Genomic DNA, 16162 nt, shown 5'->3' with positions numbered 1-16162 from the left:
TCGGCAAAGTTACATCCTATCCTTCTCCCTGAAAAGTTTAAGAGATTAAAAGTATATTAAAACCTCTTATTTTGTTTGAATCAAAATTAATCGCTGTTAAATAGACCTTTTCATTTCAAATTGTGACAGCCAGTTGTTCAGTCCTATTTTTTCGCTAAGAAACTTACCTGTACTTTCTGAAGAATCATCCACATTGTTTAACGCTATAGCCTGTCCGTTATTTTTTTCTCTGATAGCATTAAAGAGCTTTGTACCAATTCCCTTATTTCTGTAATTCCTATCTACAGCAAACTGATATACTTTTTTCGATGCAGGACCATAAACAATGTATCCGACGAGCTTTTCCCCTTCATAAGCCCCTAAAGTCACATAATTTTCAGGCATCGGTTCCAATACGAAAACAGATCCCTGCCATGAAGGTTCAATATCCCAGAATGAACATAACAACTCCCATTGAAATTCTTTCAAATCCTTAATGGAAACCTCAGTATTTTCTTTTCCCTGCTGAATATTTCCGTTGAAGCAAAGTAATCTTCGTACAATCGTAAATCCCAGATTTTCATAGGCTCTGATGGCAGGCTGATTCCCTTCAATCACTTCAAGCAGTAAGGTATTGGCATTTCTATCCTTTAAAACAGGAATGATAAAATCATACATTTTTCTCACTAATCCCTTGCCTCTGCTTTCCGGAACTACTCCTGTACCGCCATTGTAAATAATTTTCTCCCCGTTTTCAATTTTTTCAGACTGAAGGATAAAGCCAACCAGTTTCCCCTCTTCAAATGCTCCGGCAGATAAACTCAGATCTAATTTTTCTGCTGCAATTTTTGAAACAAGCACTTCTTTCGTCAGGTGAAAAGGAACAACATAATCAGAAAATGAGTAATTGAATACGGATAAAAGCTCATCTATTGTGATATCAGCTAAGGTTTTGAATTCCATAGGATCGTAAAAATTATAAGGTCAAAAAATTTTCCTTTATTAAGAATCAGGATACATACAAATATAAGAATTTTAAAGCAATCACCCTGAAATTGGGACTTTAAGAAAAAATGATACCCCTGAAAAATCAGAGGTATCTGTTTAAAAAATATTGAGGTGTGTTTTTTCTGAAAAATTATTCTTTGATCAGTTTTTCATAAGATGTACTTCCATCTTTAAGCTGAATTTCAAGATAGTAACTTCCTGATTTCAGATTTTCAATACTGATGCTTTCTCCATCCGGTTTTATTGACAATACTTTTCTGCCTGTTGCTTCGTAGATATCAACGGATTTTATTTTGTCAGAATTTTTGAAATTAACGGTTGATTTTGCCGGATTAGGATATAGATTTACCTTTTTGCTATCAGCTGTAATTTCATTGGTAGATAAAGTGGCAGCTGTCATCGTCAATGTTGCATATCCTCTTCCTGCATCATGGTATCCTAAAGAAGTTCCTCCACTTTTACGGGCATAGAAGATATTGATTGTTCCAGCCGCATTGGCAATGGCAAAATCTCCTGTTCCACCTGTAAGTGACCTTGTTGCTACTACAGTTCTTGTAGATCCGGATACGGTGTTCGAAGTTTCTGTCCAGTCCTGAGATGCATCGGCCGAAGGTGCATTAGGAACATTACTGAACGAATAGTCTCTATTGGCAGAAGAGTTATAAATAAATCCGTCTGATCCAGCAGCCATGCCGGTAGTTCCAAAACCTATTCCCATCATAGAGTTGCTGTCACCTGTTACCGTAATCGTTACTCCTGAAGGAGTTGTATCTAATTTCACCGTCATGGAAGTTGCCGGTAAGTTTACCGTTCCTGACGAAAACTGTGCCAATGCGAAATTAGCAAGAAGTACGCTTAGCGCTAGTAGAGTTTTTTTCATATCAATTTTTTAAAAGATTAATAATTTCCTTGTTATTGGTTTGTAATGCATATTCGAAAGGGGTCATTCCCATTGAATCTTTCTTTGTTTTATCTGCTTTATATTTCAGCAGCTGTTCTACCAGATCTTTATTTCCGGATTTTACAGCCCAGAATAAAGGGGTGTATCCTGTTTCATCTGCAATATTGGGATCTGCTTTTTTCTTAAGCAGATGTTCTACAAGGTCTTTGTTGTATTTAATCGCAAGACCTGCCAATGCCGTTCCTTCACGGCTTTTGTAATTGACATCTTTTACATTTTCAATCAGAAAATCGGCAACGTCTGTATTTCCTCTGTAACAGGCCAGAATAAGGGGTGAAAATCCGTGTTCATTGGTCTGATTAATCACATCCGGATTTTGCTTCATCAACTCCTGTACTTCAGTTACAGTCCCATTTCTTGCAATATCAAATATTGATTTCGCTTTTTCCTGAGCAGATACTACTGAACTCAGGAACAGTCCTAATATTAAGATGAAATGTCTCATTGTTTTATCATTACATAGTTGTATTCAATATTGACATTTTCAGCCACTTTCTTGGTAACCATTTTGGGAATAGTCACTTTATAATCTACAGGTCTTGCTACAAAACCTCCCTGCATATAGATTTTACCGTCTTTGGCATATAAAGTGGCAGCAGAGGTAACGGCTTTATCTACTCCATGAAAGTTTAATGTTCCCTGCACCGTATATTTCTGAGGACTTGTGGTAAGCTTTGTTTTATCAAAGTTGACAATCTTTCCTTTGAAAGTGGTTTTCGGATATTTTGCAGATTCAGCATAGCTTTCATTGAAATGCTCTTCCATTAATTTTGTTTTAAAATGAAAGTTTTTGACATTTGAAACTGACGCCATTTCACCATTGTCTGCATTGAGAATGACAACATTGTTGTCATCCTGAGCAAAAATATCATCAAACAGTGGTACCGAAGCTTCAAAAGTTACTTTCCCTGTTTTGGAGCTATATTTTTGTGCTGAAGCGTACCCTGCAGAAAGAAGTAATACGCTTAATAATGCTAATTTTTTCATATCATTTTTTTAATTTTCATGTAATCCGTCAGCTTTCCATTTGATAAACATATTGATTTGAGCTGCGGACATAGATCCTCCCTTTGGCATTTTCTCCGGATCACCATTAGGTCTCTGGATACGATCCAGAATTCCGTCAATATTATTTTTTACCTGATCATATGTAACTAAAGGTTTAAAACTTCCTGCAGAATGACAGCCTGCGCAGCTGTTATCCATAATGGGTTTTACATCTGCTGTATATTTTACAGATGCCGTTATCGGTGTGTTATCAGAAATCTCTTCATACGTTCTGCTGTCACAAGCCGTCAGTATGATTGCTGACGACAATATCAATAAGGATGTTAGCTTTTTCATATTAAAAAACTCTATAAAGATTAAACCCAAAGAAAATATGTCCCTTTCCCCATGCTCCTGTGGCATTGGTAAGATATCCGATATCTGAATTTATCTGGGAGTTTGTGAGTAAAAGCTGGAACACGTGTCCTCCTGTTTCTATATCTACGCCCAATGATAAAGGGTTTTTATAAAAACTGTGATCGTCAAAATTCACAAAGTATTCTGCATTTAAAGAAACTCTTTTTGAGATTTTATAGCGTCCTCCCAAACCTGCCAGAAACTGATTTTTGTTTTCAATGGTCGGTTCGTAAAGGTTTTTATGAACAAAGGAAGGTGTAAGCTGTACTGAAAGCTTATCACTGAATCTTCTTGAGATCAATGCCTGGGTAAGATAAGAAAGCCTGTCACTGAATGTAAGGTGTGGATAAGTATCTTTATCCAGTTCAGTATTAGCCCCCATTACATTATACCCCACAATATCCACCGGAAAGTTTTCACTTTGTTTTACCAGCCTGTACTTCACTGCTCCTTCAAAGGTTTTCATATTTGTTTCTCTGGACAGGCTTACCGAAACAGCATCTGAAATACCATAGATAGCACCTAATTTGGTTGAGGCATTATCCAGTCCGAAGAAATCTTTAAATCCTGCACTTATGTCACCAAATCTGTGGGCAACAATCATGTACCATTCTTTTTTGGCGGCTAGTTTCGTAGATTGTCCTGTTACAATCTGAAGGGCCTTGAAGGCCGGTTGTGAGGTTTCTGTATTGGTTTTAACAGTGTCAATATCTTTCAGCAGATCTTCCTGTGCAAAGACAAGACCTGAAGAAAACATTGACAAAAATAAGAGAGTTTTTGTCATATACAATTTGAATTAAATTATGATACAACAAACTTATTGAGTTCTCAATTCAAAAATAGGTGATAAAAGTCACCAGTCAAATTGTTTTTATCAATGACAGAAATAAACTTTTCAAACAATTGAAATTAGACTATCCTAACATTTTCATTTACAGGAACTTTTATTCCTTCTTTAGTCTGAACAATTTCACCTTCGCTTTCAATTTTTTTCAGAACTCTGCTCACAACTTCTCTGGAAGTCCCCAAACTGTTGGCAATTTCACGATGGGTGATCTTAATAGGATTGTTTCCCTTGGACGAAATCTGTTGTTTGATATAATTGAGAACCCTTTTATCCAGTTTATGGAAAACAGCATCATTCACCATATTCATAACTTCTGAAAATCTTCGGTCATATTCATGGTAAAAGAGCTTATTGATTTCCGGAAATCTGATAAGCCATTCGTGCATGATAGAAACGGGAATAAGAATCGCTTCCGAATCTTCTTCTGCGATGGCATATACCCTGCTGATATAATCTGTCAGAATGGATGAAAAGGTCATGAGACAGCTATCTTTCGGTTTGATGTAATAGTAGATCAGTTCTCTTCCATCATTAAGGGTAAAGACTTTGATAGAGCCTTTTATGAGGAAAGGAACAAATTTATTCTTCTGCCCTTCTCTTATGATCTCTGTTTTTGCTTTTATATCAACAGTAACAGCATGTTTTTCAAGCTCCGATAAAAATTCGGCCCCCAAAAAGCCAAATTTACTTACAGCGAACGAGTTATCAATCATATCTTATATTTTCTGCTTTTTCTTAAACAAAGATATAAAATTGATGTATGCTTACTATATATTTTAAGCTTATTAAAGAAAATTAACAATTAAAAAAAACAAAATATGAATTTCATTGATGTTTATAATCCAATATAAAAAACCACAGTCATGAACTGTGGCATTTTATTTTGCTGTAAAAAGGTATTCATGAAATATAAAAAGTATATTTTAAAATCTGTATTTCACATTGAATCCGTAAAAGAAATAGGCTTTTCCAGGTCCCGGATTGAGATCTGTAGGGACTGTGTAGTTACTTCCTTTATCTGAATCACTGATATTATTTCCTAAGAATAAAAATGTGTAATTAATCTGGCTGGTAAGATTATTACCCAGCACATACAGGTCCAGATCCAGTTTATTGAATGACTTTTTAAACCCTAATTTTGAATTAAGTAATCCGAAACCTTTTACCAGATTCGAATTGTTAAAATCAGAATAAACATTTCCAAGATAATTATAGGTATTTACCAGATAAAATCCAGGTTTAGTAAAGATATCCAATCCTACAGCGTACTTATTTCTGGGAACTCCTACCACAGTTTTATGGTCATATACCATTAATTTCCCTACAGTCTTCCCTGTAACAGGGTCTTGATATTTGGGATCATAGATTGAAAAATCTTTATATTTTGTATCGTAATAAGAAAGATTTACAAAAGGAACAATTCTCTCAATAAATGAGTTCTCGGTTCTGTACTGATATCCTACACTCAACTCAAGGCCTGTATTTTTCTGACTTCCGGTATTAGCCCAGTACGTTTGTCCACTTGTATTACCTGGTAAAAGCAGCTGTGTAAGTTTATCGGAATAGTCGATTCTGAATACTGAAATACGGTAATCCAGTTTTGTATTCAGTAAAAGGCCATGTACACTGAAGTCAAACATTTTTGCACGCTCAGGCTTTAAATCATCATTTACAGTGTTGGTAGCAGTTATGAACGAAGAAGCTGCGGTAGGAGCATTATATCCTTCACTATAGCTTAGATTAAAGATCTGGTGTTTCCATTCTTTTTGTAATGCAATGTGAGGTGTATAAGCCATGTCATACTTTTTATTAAATGACTGATCTTTGTGTCCGGGAACTAAATCTGGTAAGGCATAAAGATCCTTCCTGTCATAATTGGTTCTGTTGGCACTAAGTCCCGCAAGCAAAGTAAGCCCCCAGGGCTTATATGTCAGATAATCGATCACAAAATAGGTGGATTGATTATTATTATATTTAAAGTAAGATGCTCCGGACATTCCTGTCGTCTGCAGTGGATTTGTTTCTGAGCCTGTAAAACGATAACTTGAAGTAGTGGAAACAGAATTTTGTATTTCTGCGCCAAAGTCCAGCTTATTTTCAAAATCTTTAAACCCGTTCTTTAATGTAAAAGTGGAACGCAGCCCTACATTCGGGGAACTCGTCATTCCGTATGCTCCGGCAGAAACACTTTCTGTATTTGCGTTATAATAAAACAGAGTGGTATAGTTTTTTAAATTTGAAGTAAGGCTTACGGTATTACTCAATCCTACTCTTGTTGATTTTATTTTTGTTCCTGCATTTTTTCTGATATAAGCAGCATTTCCGTTATCGATTCCTGCATAGTAATCATCGTATGAGATCTGTCCTGAAGTGTGCTCGTACGAATAAGCCTGACTTGCAAGGAAACTTAACTGATCTTTTTTGCTTAATTTCACTGTACCATTGACATTGAAAAAGTTTTTTAATCCGCTTCCATTTGGTCTGTAACCGTCAGTTTCAAGATGTCCGTATGCAGCATTTACGGAGTAGTTTTCATCTGCAACATTCAACTGTGTTCTGGACTGAAAGGTTTTAAAAGCACCCAACATTACCTCTTCCGAAGCTGAAATTCCTTTTGTAAAATCCGGTCTTGTATAAAAACGGACCGCTCCGCCTGTTCCCCCTCCATACATCGTAGCTGCCGGACCTTTAATAACTTCTACATTATTCACATAAGCAAAATCCATATCATCCAGAACAGTGATTCCTTCTGCTGTAGTTAATGGTATATTATTCCAGTATGCTTTCACTCCCCAGTTGTTGAATTTCTGATCATTTCCATATCCCCGGACGACAAGTCTCTGCCCACCAAAGTTGGTTCTTTTATCTACCTGCAGTCCCGCCATGGTGGACAAAGTCTGATCTATTGCTGCCGGATTATTTCTGTTAAGGTCTTCTTCGGAAAGAGTTTCTACTGACTGCCCATGTCTTTTAAATTCCGCACGTTCCTGTTTTATTTTTTTTCTTCCCAGGATATTAACTTCATCAATTGTCCCCTCCTGATTTTGTTGAGCATGCGCTATAATGCAGCCTAACGCCGCTGCCATGCATATATATTTTTTCATTATTCAAAATTTGTGTTACCATTAATATACTATTCATATCTGTTTTGATGGATACACATTTCAGGAGGAGGAGGAATAATGGATATATAGGATGTATTTGCTGATGGAAAATTATAGTCCGGGAGTATTCTGAAATCTGAATGATCAGAAATATCGTCTTCTCTACGAGAAATAACCGCTAAAAAAAGAGAGGTTTTACATTTATTTTTATGATGCGGAGGGAAGTCAATATGCTTGTGCCTATCTATATTTTGTACAGCCAGTTTTTTTGAAAGATCAACCAGGGAATTGATGATCATATCTTTTTTATCCCTATAACAGAAAATTTTTTTTTCTCCATTAATGATCCGTATTTGGATGATATCATAAGAATATCCGTTAAGAATAAACTCGTTCTTTTCTTTCCACTGCACATTTGCAATATCTGCTTCTGTAAAGCACACGGTTTCTGAATGCTTGAATTTATTCCTGGTAATATTATATTGTGTTTTCTTATACAACTCTTTTTTCAGAATAGTCATACCGGAATATATCATATTATTGAACAATACGATAACAGAAAGGCACAATACAATAGAAAATAGTTTTTTGTACAAAGAATTAAGTATTAAGGAGCAGGTTCACCGGAAAAATTAACTGTTGCAAATTTTGAAATGTTTATTCTGTGCAGCGTTTGGGAACCTTGTACATTGTATTCTATCCAATTGTCTTTTGGATTTATTTTTTGGGAAACAGGATTTTCATCAGGTTTTCCTGCCTGCACCTGATCAGCCATTTTGGTTTCCTCTTCGTTTTTATACTGAAGATTGCCTCTTACTATAATTGTATTTCCAGCATTATCCTGACTAAACGGAATAGTATTTCCTTCTGCTCTCAGCGTTTTTACCGTAACTATACTGTTATTATTTTTCTTTACTTTAACGGTATACATGATCCCCTTTACTCCTGATCTTCCTCCTGTCCATTCTGTTTTCTCAGCAGAGATGACTGATATTGCCTTATCCTGATATAAAGAGGACACCGGCATCCCGCAGGAAGCCAGCATCCAAAACACAGTTAAATATAATTGATTATTCATTTTAGTCATTATCACCTCCTTTAGGTCCCAATACCAGGAAGTTACCACTATATACAACTTCACCTTTATATTCAGCTTTCAGTATATAATTTCCAGATAACATTTTTTGTCCGAACTCTTCATCAGATTTTACATTTTTCTTACTATACACCAGCCTTCCCGATGCATCCACAATACTTATATCCACGCTGGTGTATTTAGCTGTATCAAATCTCAAATGGGAAATTCCTTTTGAAGGATTCGGATATATAATGTTCATATTCTTTTTAGATTTGGTCTCTGTGGTTGATAATGGAGTCAGCGTATTCTGCGTTGTCCAGGCTCCTCTTCCATAGGTAGAAACCAATACTGTTTTGGTAGCAGGTCTGTAATCCAGATTAGTAATTCTCACATTCCCTATATTTCCAGTTACTGAAGACCATTCAGGAGTTAAATCCAGGAAATTAGTAGTTCCCCAAACTCCCATTTCTGTTCCTACTAGTACTTCATTGGGATTGTCTGGATTTCTGAGTACAGTTCTTATCGGCATATCAGGAAGGTTTCCTTCTTTATTCTGCCAGGTTGTTCCTCCATCTGTAGAATAGAAAACGCTGGTGAGGTTATAATTGGAAAGTGTCACTATAATCTCATTTTCATTTGCTCCAAACTCGATATCAGAAATAGTTCCTGCTATTGGTGATGTTAACAAAGTTGCTGTGTATGCTGTGGTATTTGCATTTGCTATTTTAAAGATTCTCCCCAGATTGGTTCCTACAAAAAGTGTGGTGGAAGCAGTTGTATAAGGAGACACTTTCATCCACGATATCTGCTCTCCGGATTGTGCTGTTCCTACAGTAACAACATCATTAGTGAATGATGTGGCAGTAGCAGAAAGTCCGCTTGTTCTGAAAAGCGTAAGTCCGAAACGGTAAGAATAGAAGGTATCATTTTTTCTATCCAAAGCAATTTCATTGACAAAATGTCCTAAATTTGCATTGGTACCGGCTATAAGACTATATGCATTGTTAGTCAATAAATAATGATTGTTATAAGTATAGCTCGAAATTTCATATGTGTCCAGATCATCGTACTCTGTGTACATACCATCTCCCCCTGTAGCAGCAAACTTGGAAAGAAAGTTATTGGATTGTGGCGCACCATAAAGCCACCATGAACCATTATCCTGAGCCCCGGCCAATAATTCTTCATCTACCGGAGTTTTTGTCGGGTTAAGCAATGCTGTGTAGAACTGTGTTACATTATACCTGGTATTTCTTGCAACAAAGCCATCTACAGTCCCAATATTGGTTTTATTGGCAGCATAGTAGACTCCTCCATCATTTCCAAAAAGCATTTGGCCGGTTGCGTAATTATTATAAGGATTGAATATGATTGCATGCTGGTCAGCATGAACTGTAGAAACCTGCAAAGCGGCCATATTGTTATTATTGGACCATTTTGAAATCTGACTCCATGTACCTCCTCCGTTCGTGGATTTGTACAGATCAACACCTCCGATATACACTGTATTATCATCCTGAGGATCTGCTGCAATCACAAGATCATAAAAAGATTGTCCCCGGGTGAAATCATTAGCAGGAATACTCGTGTCTGTAGGCGCAGGTAATGTCAAAACAGGCGCTGTATCATTGGTGGCCTGCCATGTTACCCCTCCGTCAGCAGAACGTGCAATTCTGATTGGTTCTGTAGTAGTAGAGCTTCCCTGCATAAAAGCATACACTTTATTAGCATTTGTTTTGGAAAGGCAAAAATTAACTCTTGCTCCTGCATTTCCGACATTGTATACCTGATTAAAAGTATTTCCGTCTGCAGATTTAAAAATTCTTCCTCCTGAGTTTATACTAGAATATCTTGAAGATCTGGTAGAGACCCAAACCGAATTATCAGCTCCGATTTCTATTTGCTGAATAGAATATCCTGTTGTACTGGTTGTATTTGTTGTTGTATCTAAAGCCAGTAAACTGGTATTTTTTGTAAATGTAGCACCGCCATCAGTAGATTTGTACAATCCTGCCTGATTTAATCCCTGAAATGTACCACTAGAATAATTACCACTTACCCCGGCATAAACCTCTGAAACCCCAGCATTATTTCTAACTTTAATATCATTAATATAAAAGTTTCCATTTCCTATTCCATTCGAATAGGTTGCCGGTATTGTAAATATCTGTGTCCATGTAGTACCTCCATCTGCTGATTTCCAGATTCCGGATCCTTTAGCATCACCCGTTTCACATTCCCCTGTACCAACATAAAATACCTGCGGATTGTTTGGATCGTAAGTAATACATGAAACCGAAGTATTGGCCCAGAATGTACTGAGTGGCTTCCATTCATTTGTACTTACAGAAGGATCCTGATTTACCCAAAGACCTCCTGAAATACCTCCTGCAAAGACTCTTTTGCCGGTAGTATCATTAGGGTCATACATAATAGCCCTTGTTCGTCCTCCTACATCATAAGGTCCTCTTTCAATCCAGGGTTCGTTAATAATTTTTCCAGTGGAAGAATGAGGATTACTGGAAATAAATGACATAGGTTTTTCAGAACGATATTTACCTGACAAGATATCATGATTTATTTTTACCAGCTTCCCAAAATAAGTTCTTCCTGTAACCGGATCCATTGTTCTTTTGTAATCTTCCTCATAATATTCATTGGGAGGTATTCCAGCTGCCCTGGCAGCTTTATGTTGCTGTTTAAGGTTCTTATTGTACTGGGCATACAATTTCTGTAAATGTTTTTGATTATTATTGAGCGTATTTTGCTGTGCATTAGTAAAAGTGCAGAATAATACCGCTGCGATAGGATAGATTTTCAGTTTCATTTGTTTTTTTTCAAATATATTAAAAATAAATATCAAATATTCAATAAAAATAAAAATATATTATGAATACAAATAAAAAACTACCATAAACATATCAAATACCTATTTGAGCGTTTTTTGTTTTTTAATTAAAATGCTTATTTTTTTTAATTAAAAAACAAAAAGCCCCGGATAAATCCGGGGCAATTATATGATTACAAAAGAAATCTTACGCTTGAACGTTGTTTCCTCCTAATACGAAAGGCTCAACTTCTTTGATTTCTCCGAACTGCTGCTCGTAGTTAGCGATGTTCTGTTGAAGAGCATTTAATACTCTTTTAGCGTGAAGTGGAGCAAGAATTACTCTTGATCTTACTTTAGCCTGCTGAACACCTGGCATCAACTGAATAAAGTCTACTACAAATTCAGATGGAGAGTGGTTTACCAATGCAAGGTTAGCATAGATACCAGCCGCTACCATTTCGTTTAATTCGATGTTGATGTTTCCGTCTTGTGGATTTTGATTGTTGTCCATTGTTATAAATTATGTTTTTAAAATTCGAAATTTGAGATTGTGAAAATATAAAAATAATTTCAAATCCCAAATTTCAAATCATTAATTTTAGTTAAGGTCTTCGAATTCTTTCTTAGAACCAACAATAACGTTCTGATATTCTTTAAGACCTGTACCTGCAGGGATTCTGTGACCTACAATTACATTTTCTTTAAGACCGTTAAGATCGTCTATCTTACCAGCAACTGCTGCTTCGTTAAGAACTTTAGTTGTTTCCTGGAATGATGCTGCAGACATGAATGACTTAGTTTGAAGGGCAGCTCTTGTAATACCTTGCAGTACCGGAGTTGCCGTAGCAGGAAGAGCTTCTCTTACTTCTACCAATGCTAAATCTTCACGCTTCAACTTAGAGTTTTCGTCTCTTAATTCTCTTGCAGTAATCATCTGACCTGGCTTGAATTCTTTAGAATCACCAGCATCTACTACTACTTTAAGACCGAATACTCTGTTGTTTTCTTCCAGGAAGTCATACTTATGTTCAAGAGCTCCTTCAAGGAATTGAGTATCACCTCCATCTACGATAGATACTTTCGTCATCATCTGTCTTACGATAATTTCGAAGTGCTTGTCGTCGATTTTTACCCCCTGTAGACGGTAAACTTCCTGAATTTCGTTTACTAAGTATTCCTGAACGGCCGTTGGACCTTTAATTCTTAAGATATCTTCCGGTGTGATAGAACCGTCAGAAAGTGGAGAACCTGCTCTTACGAAGTCATTCTCCTGAACAAGAATCTGGTTAGAAAGTTTTACCAGGTAAATTTTTCTTTCTCCAGTTTTAGCCTCAACAATAAGTTCACGGTTACCTCTCTTGATTTTTCCGTAAGAAACTACCCCGTCGATTTCAGTAACAACCGCTGGGTTTGAAGGGTTTCTTGCTTCGAATAATTCGGTAACTCTCGGAAGACCTCCGGTGATATCCCCTGCTTTTGCAGATTTTCTTGGGATTTTGATTAAGACTTTACCAGCCTTAATTTTTTCACCATCGTTAACCATTAAGTGGGCTCCTACCGGTAAGTTGTAAGCTTTTTGCTCAACTCCTTTAGAGTCTACCACCTTAAGGGTAGGTACGGCTTTCTTATTTCTGGATTCAGAGATTACTTTCTCTTCAAATCCTGTTTGTTCGTCAATTTCAAGCTGGAATGAAATACCCTGGATGATATCCTCGTATTCAACCTTACCTGAAGTTTCAGCAATGATAACCGCGTTATACGGATCCCATCTACAGATTGTATCTCCTTTCTTCACTTTATCACCTGGTTTTACAGATAATATAGATCCGTAAGGTACGTTAGCTACCATTAATGGAGTTCTTGACTCATTATCAGCAACTAATCTGAATTCTGTTGAACGGGAAACCACAACCTCAGCTGTATTACCGTTTTCATCTTCTGAAGTAATGGTTCTTACTTCATCCATTTCTACGATACCATCTCTTCTTGCAACGATAGATGGGTTTTCTGATACGTTTCCTGCAGTACCCCCCTGGTGGAAGGTTCTCAACGTAAGCTGAGTACCTGGTTCCCCAATGGATTGTGCTGCAATTACACCTACCGCTTCACCCATGTGGATCACTTTACCTGTTGCCAAGTTTCTACCGTAACATTTCGCACAGATACCTTTCTTAGCTTCACAAGTTAATGGTGAACGAACCTCCACAGCTTCTAATCCTGCTTCTTCGATTCTCTTCGCCAAAGATTCAATGATCACCTGATCTGCACTTGCAATAAGCTCGTCAGTTTCAGGATCGTAAATATTATGAAGAGATACTCTACCTAAGATTCTTTCAGAGATTCTTTCAACGATCTCGTCATTTTTCTTAAGTGCAGTAACTTCTGTACCTCTTAGAGTTCCACAGTCGTCTTCTGTAACGATAACGTCCTGTGCAACGTCTACCAATCTTCTCGTTAAGTAACCGGCATCGGCTGTCTTAAGAGCGGTATCCGCAAGACCCTTACGGGCACCGTGGGTAGAGATAAAGTACTCTAGAATCGAAAGACCTTCCTTAAAGTTGGCAAGGATCGGGTTTTCGATGATCTCCGCTCCGGTAGAACCGGCTTTCTGCGGTTTTGCCATCAAACCTCTCATCCCTGATAACTGACGGATCTGTTCTTTAGAACCCCTCGCTCCAGAGTCAAGCATCATGTATACAGAGTTGAAACCACCTTGGTCAGTTTTCATTCTGCTCATGATCATTTCAGTTAATCCGGCGTTGGTATTTGTCCAAACGTCGATTACCTGGTTATAACGTTCTGTATCGGTAATCAGACCCATGTTATAGTTGGCTCTAATTTCGTCTACAGTTTCGATTGATTGTGCAATCATCTGCTTTTTCTCAACAGGAACTACGATATCCCCAAGTGAGAAAGAAAGACCTCCTTTGAATGCGTTTGAATACCCTAGGTCTTTCATTGCATCAAGGAACTTCACAGTTGTAGGGAAATCTGTATCAGCAAGGATCTTACCGATAACATTTCTCAATGATTTTTTCGTAAGAAGTTCATTGATATATCCTACCTGCTTAGGTACAATCTGGTTGAACAGGATTCTACCTACAGAAGTTTCGATCAATCTTGTAACGATTTCTCCGTTTTCTTTGATAGGTAGTCTACATCTTACTTTAGCATTTAAAGATACTCTTCCTTCAGCATAAGCAATTTCCGCTTCTTCAGGAGAATAGAATGCAAGACCTTCTCCTTTTACTTTCATCGTCTCTGTAGAGCTTAATTCTTTAGTCATGAAATAAAGACCAAGAACCATGTCCTGAGATGGTACTGTAATTGGAGAACCGTTTGCAGGGTTCAAGATGTTTTGAGAACCTAACATCAATAACTGAGCTTCAAGGATCGCTTCTGGTCCTAGTGGCAAGTGTACCGCCATCTGGTCACCATCGAAATCGGCGTTGAAGGCCGTAGTTACTAACGGGTGCAGCTGGATTGCCTTACCTTCGATCATCTTAGGTTGGAAAGCCTGAATACCCAGTCTGTGAAGCGTAGGTGCTCTGTTCAATAGAACAGGGTGACCTTTCATCACGTTTTCAAGGATATCATAAACTACCGGCTCTTTTCTGTCGATAATTCTCTTTGCAGATTTTACTGTTTTTACAATTCCTCTTTCAATCAGTTTTCTGATGATGAACGGTTTGTAAAGTTCAGCTGCCATATCTTTAGGAATACCACATTCGTGAAGCTGTAAGTTTGGACCTACAACAATTACCGAACGCGCAGAGTAGTCAACCCTTTTCCCTAGTAAGTTCTGACGGAAACGACCTTGCTTACCTTTCAATGAATCAGAAAGTGATTTCAATGGTCTGTTTGATTCAGATTTTACTGCAGAAGATTTTCTCGTGTTATCGAATAATGAATCTACAGATTCCTGAAGCATACGCTTCTCGTTTCTCAAGATTACTTCAGGAGCTTTGATCTCCAATAATCTCTTCAAACGGTTATTTCTGATGATAACTCTTCTGTAAAGGTCATTCAGGTCAGAAGTTGCGAAACGTCCTCCATCCAATGGAACCAATGGTCTTAGTTCTGGCGGGATAACAGGAAGCACACGCATGATCATCCACTCTGGTCTGTTGATCATTCTTGTATTAGCACCTCTTAATGCTTCTACAACGTTCAATCTCTTAAGAGCTTCTGTTCTTCTTTGTTTTGAACCTTCGTTGTGAGCTTTGTGTCTCAAGTCGAAAGACAATGCATCAAGATCGATTCTTTTTAAAAGATCTTCCACAGCTTCAGCACCCATTCTGGCGATGAATTTGTTTGGATCAGAATCATCAAGATACTGGTTTTCTACAGGAAGAGTTTCCATGATATCAAGGTACTCTTCTTCTGTAAGGAATTCCATATTTTCAAAATCAGAACCATCTAATTTTTTAGCAATACCCTGCTGGATCACCACATATCTTTCGTAGTAGATGATCATATCTAATTTCTTAGAAGGAATTCCTAAAAGGTATCCGATTTTGTTTGGTAATGAACGGAAATACCAGATGTGTGCAATTGGAACTACAAGGTTGATGTGCCCGATTCTCTCTCTTCTTACTTTTTTCTCAGTAACTTCTACTCCACAACGGTCACAAACGATCCCTTTGTAACGAATTCTCTTGTATTTACCACAAGCACATTCGTAATCCTTTACAGGACCAAAGATTTTCTCACAGAATAGCCCGTCTCTTTCAGGCTTGTGAGTTCTGTAGTTAATAGTTTCCGGTTTTAAAACCTCCCCTCTTGAGTCTTGTAAAATAGACTCCGGTGAAGCTAAACCGATGGTTATTTTATTAAATCTACTTGATTTATTTTTATTTGACATTTTTTGTTATTTGAGATTTGACATTTGAAATTTGAGATTAATGAATCTCTAAAAATTTTATTTTAATTTTTGTTTGAAATCTGCGTA

13 protein-coding genes are annotated in these 16162 nt (G+C 37.2%); all 13 read right to left on the bottom strand.

Translation table 11 applies throughout. The features are described from left to right. Positions 1 to 96 precede the first annotated feature (96 nt). A complete protein-coding gene (locus LIV57_RS14545; protein ID WP_227943185.1) occupies positions 97 to 942 on the bottom strand; it encodes a GNAT family N-acetyltransferase in 846 nt (281 codons plus the stop codon). A 175-nt stretch (positions 943 to 1117) separates the two neighbouring features. After that, the gene (locus LIV57_RS14540) at positions 1118 to 1867 is read right to left on the bottom strand and encodes a DOMON domain-containing protein (RefSeq protein ID WP_202841448.1); all 750 of its coding nucleotides are present in this window, start codon (positions 1865 to 1867) and stop codon (positions 1118 to 1120) included. A 1-nt stretch (position 1868) separates the two neighbouring features. Beyond that, positions 1869 to 2393: an ankyrin repeat domain-containing protein gene (locus LIV57_RS14535; RefSeq protein ID WP_062675833.1), complete on the bottom strand. Its 525-nt coding sequence runs from the start codon at positions 2391 to 2393 to the stop codon at positions 1869 to 1871. Continuing rightward, complete coding sequence (locus LIV57_RS14530; protein ID WP_062675921.1) at positions 2390 to 2935, bottom strand: YceI family protein; 546 nt, start codon at positions 2933 to 2935, stop codon at positions 2390 to 2392. Before LIV57_RS14530 ends, LIV57_RS14535 begins: the two co-directional genes overlap by 4 nt. A 9-nt stretch (positions 2936 to 2944) precedes the next feature. After that, the gene (locus tag LIV57_RS14525; protein WP_227943184.1) at positions 2945 to 3292 is read right to left on the bottom strand and encodes a hypothetical protein; all 348 of its coding nucleotides are present in this window, start codon (positions 3290 to 3292) and stop codon (positions 2945 to 2947) included. Position 3293: 1 nt separating this feature from the next. Then, positions 3294 to 4136 carry a DUF5777 family beta-barrel protein gene (locus tag LIV57_RS14520; RefSeq protein WP_120232794.1) on the bottom strand — a complete coding sequence of 281 codons (843 nt, stop codon included), beginning with the start codon at positions 4134 to 4136 and terminating at the stop codon, positions 3294 to 3296. A 125-nt stretch (positions 4137 to 4261) separates the two neighbouring features. Next, positions 4262 to 4912: a Crp/Fnr family transcriptional regulator gene (locus LIV57_RS14515; RefSeq protein WP_227943182.1), complete on the bottom strand. Its 651-nt coding sequence runs from the start codon at positions 4910 to 4912 to the stop codon at positions 4262 to 4264. 210 nt (positions 4913 to 5122) lie between these two features. Then, entirely contained in the window at positions 5123 to 7303 is a 2181-nt protein-coding gene (locus tag LIV57_RS14510; protein WP_227943181.1) for a TonB-dependent receptor, read from the bottom strand. Positions 7304 to 7332: 29 nt separating this feature from the next. After that, positions 7333 to 7824, bottom strand: coding sequence for a hypothetical protein (locus tag LIV57_RS14505; protein WP_227943180.1), 492 nt, complete (start codon positions 7822 to 7824; stop codon positions 7333 to 7335). A gap of 86 nt (positions 7825 to 7910) precedes the next feature. Beyond that, complete coding sequence (locus LIV57_RS14500) at positions 7911 to 8381, bottom strand: hypothetical protein (RefSeq protein WP_227943178.1); 471 nt, start codon at positions 8379 to 8381, stop codon at positions 7911 to 7913. Between the two features lies 1 nt (position 8382). Continuing rightward, positions 8383 to 11208: a T9SS type A sorting domain-containing protein gene (locus LIV57_RS14495; protein ID WP_227943176.1), complete on the bottom strand. Its 2826-nt coding sequence runs from the start codon at positions 11206 to 11208 to the stop codon at positions 8383 to 8385. 208 nt (positions 11209 to 11416) lie between these two features. Continuing rightward, positions 11417 to 11722, bottom strand: coding sequence for a DUF3467 domain-containing protein (locus tag LIV57_RS14490; protein ID WP_002976436.1), 306 nt, complete (start codon positions 11720 to 11722; stop codon positions 11417 to 11419). An 87-nt stretch (positions 11723 to 11809) separates the two neighbouring features. Further along, a complete protein-coding gene (gene rpoC, locus LIV57_RS14485; protein WP_227943174.1) occupies positions 11810 to 16075 on the bottom strand; it encodes a DNA-directed RNA polymerase subunit beta' in 4266 nt (1421 codons plus the stop codon). Between the last annotated feature and the right edge of the window lie 87 nt (positions 16076 to 16162).

Origin of the sequence: Chryseobacterium sp. X308, assembly GCF_020733145.1 — a bacterium.
Taxonomy (GTDB): Bacteria; Bacteroidota; Bacteroidia; order Flavobacteriales; family Weeksellaceae; genus Chryseobacterium; species Chryseobacterium cupriresistens.
This window is presented reverse-complemented; position numbering and strand designations above follow the sequence as displayed.

Excerpts from the sequence above, each read along its gene's own strand:
- LIV57_RS14495 (WP_227943176.1), bottom strand. The coding sequence starts at position 11,208 with ATGAAACTGAAAATCTATCCTATCGCAGCGGTATTATTCTGCACTTTT.
- LIV57_RS14490 (WP_002976436.1), bottom strand. The coding sequence starts at position 11,722 with ATGGACAACAATCAAAATCCACAAGACGGAAACATCAACATCGAATTA.
- LIV57_RS14540 (WP_202841448.1), bottom strand. The coding sequence starts at position 1,867 with ATGAAAAAAACTCTACTAGCGCTAAGCGTACTTCTTGCTAATTTCGCA.
- LIV57_RS14545 (WP_227943185.1), bottom strand. The coding sequence starts at position 942 with ATGGAATTCAAAACCTTAGCTGATATCACAATAGATGAGCTTTTATCC.
- LIV57_RS14515 (WP_227943182.1), bottom strand. The coding sequence starts at position 4,912 with ATGATTGATAACTCGTTCGCTGTAAGTAAATTTGGCTTTTTGGGGGCC.
- LIV57_RS14510 (WP_227943181.1), bottom strand. The coding sequence starts at position 7,303 with ATGAAAAAATATATATGCATGGCAGCGGCGTTAGGCTGCATTATAGCG.
- LIV57_RS14535 (WP_062675833.1), bottom strand. The coding sequence starts at position 2,393 with ATGAGACATTTCATCTTAATATTAGGACTGTTCCTGAGTTCAGTAGTA.
- LIV57_RS14505 (WP_227943180.1), bottom strand. The coding sequence starts at position 7,824 with ATGACTATTCTGAAAAAAGAGTTGTATAAGAAAACACAATATAATATT.
- LIV57_RS14520 (WP_120232794.1), bottom strand. The coding sequence starts at position 4,136 with ATGACAAAAACTCTCTTATTTTTGTCAATGTTTTCTTCAGGTCTTGTC.
- rpoC (WP_227943174.1), bottom strand. The coding sequence starts at position 16,075 with ATGTCAAATAAAAATAAATCAAGTAGATTTAATAAAATAACCATCGGT.
- LIV57_RS14525 (WP_227943184.1), bottom strand. The coding sequence starts at position 3,292 with ATGAAAAAGCTAACATCCTTATTGATATTGTCGTCAGCAATCATACTG.
- LIV57_RS14530 (WP_062675921.1), bottom strand. The coding sequence starts at position 2,935 with ATGAAAAAATTAGCATTATTAAGCGTATTACTTCTTTCTGCAGGGTAC.
- LIV57_RS14500 (WP_227943178.1), bottom strand. The coding sequence starts at position 8,381 with ATGAATAATCAATTATATTTAACTGTGTTTTGGATGCTGGCTTCCTGC.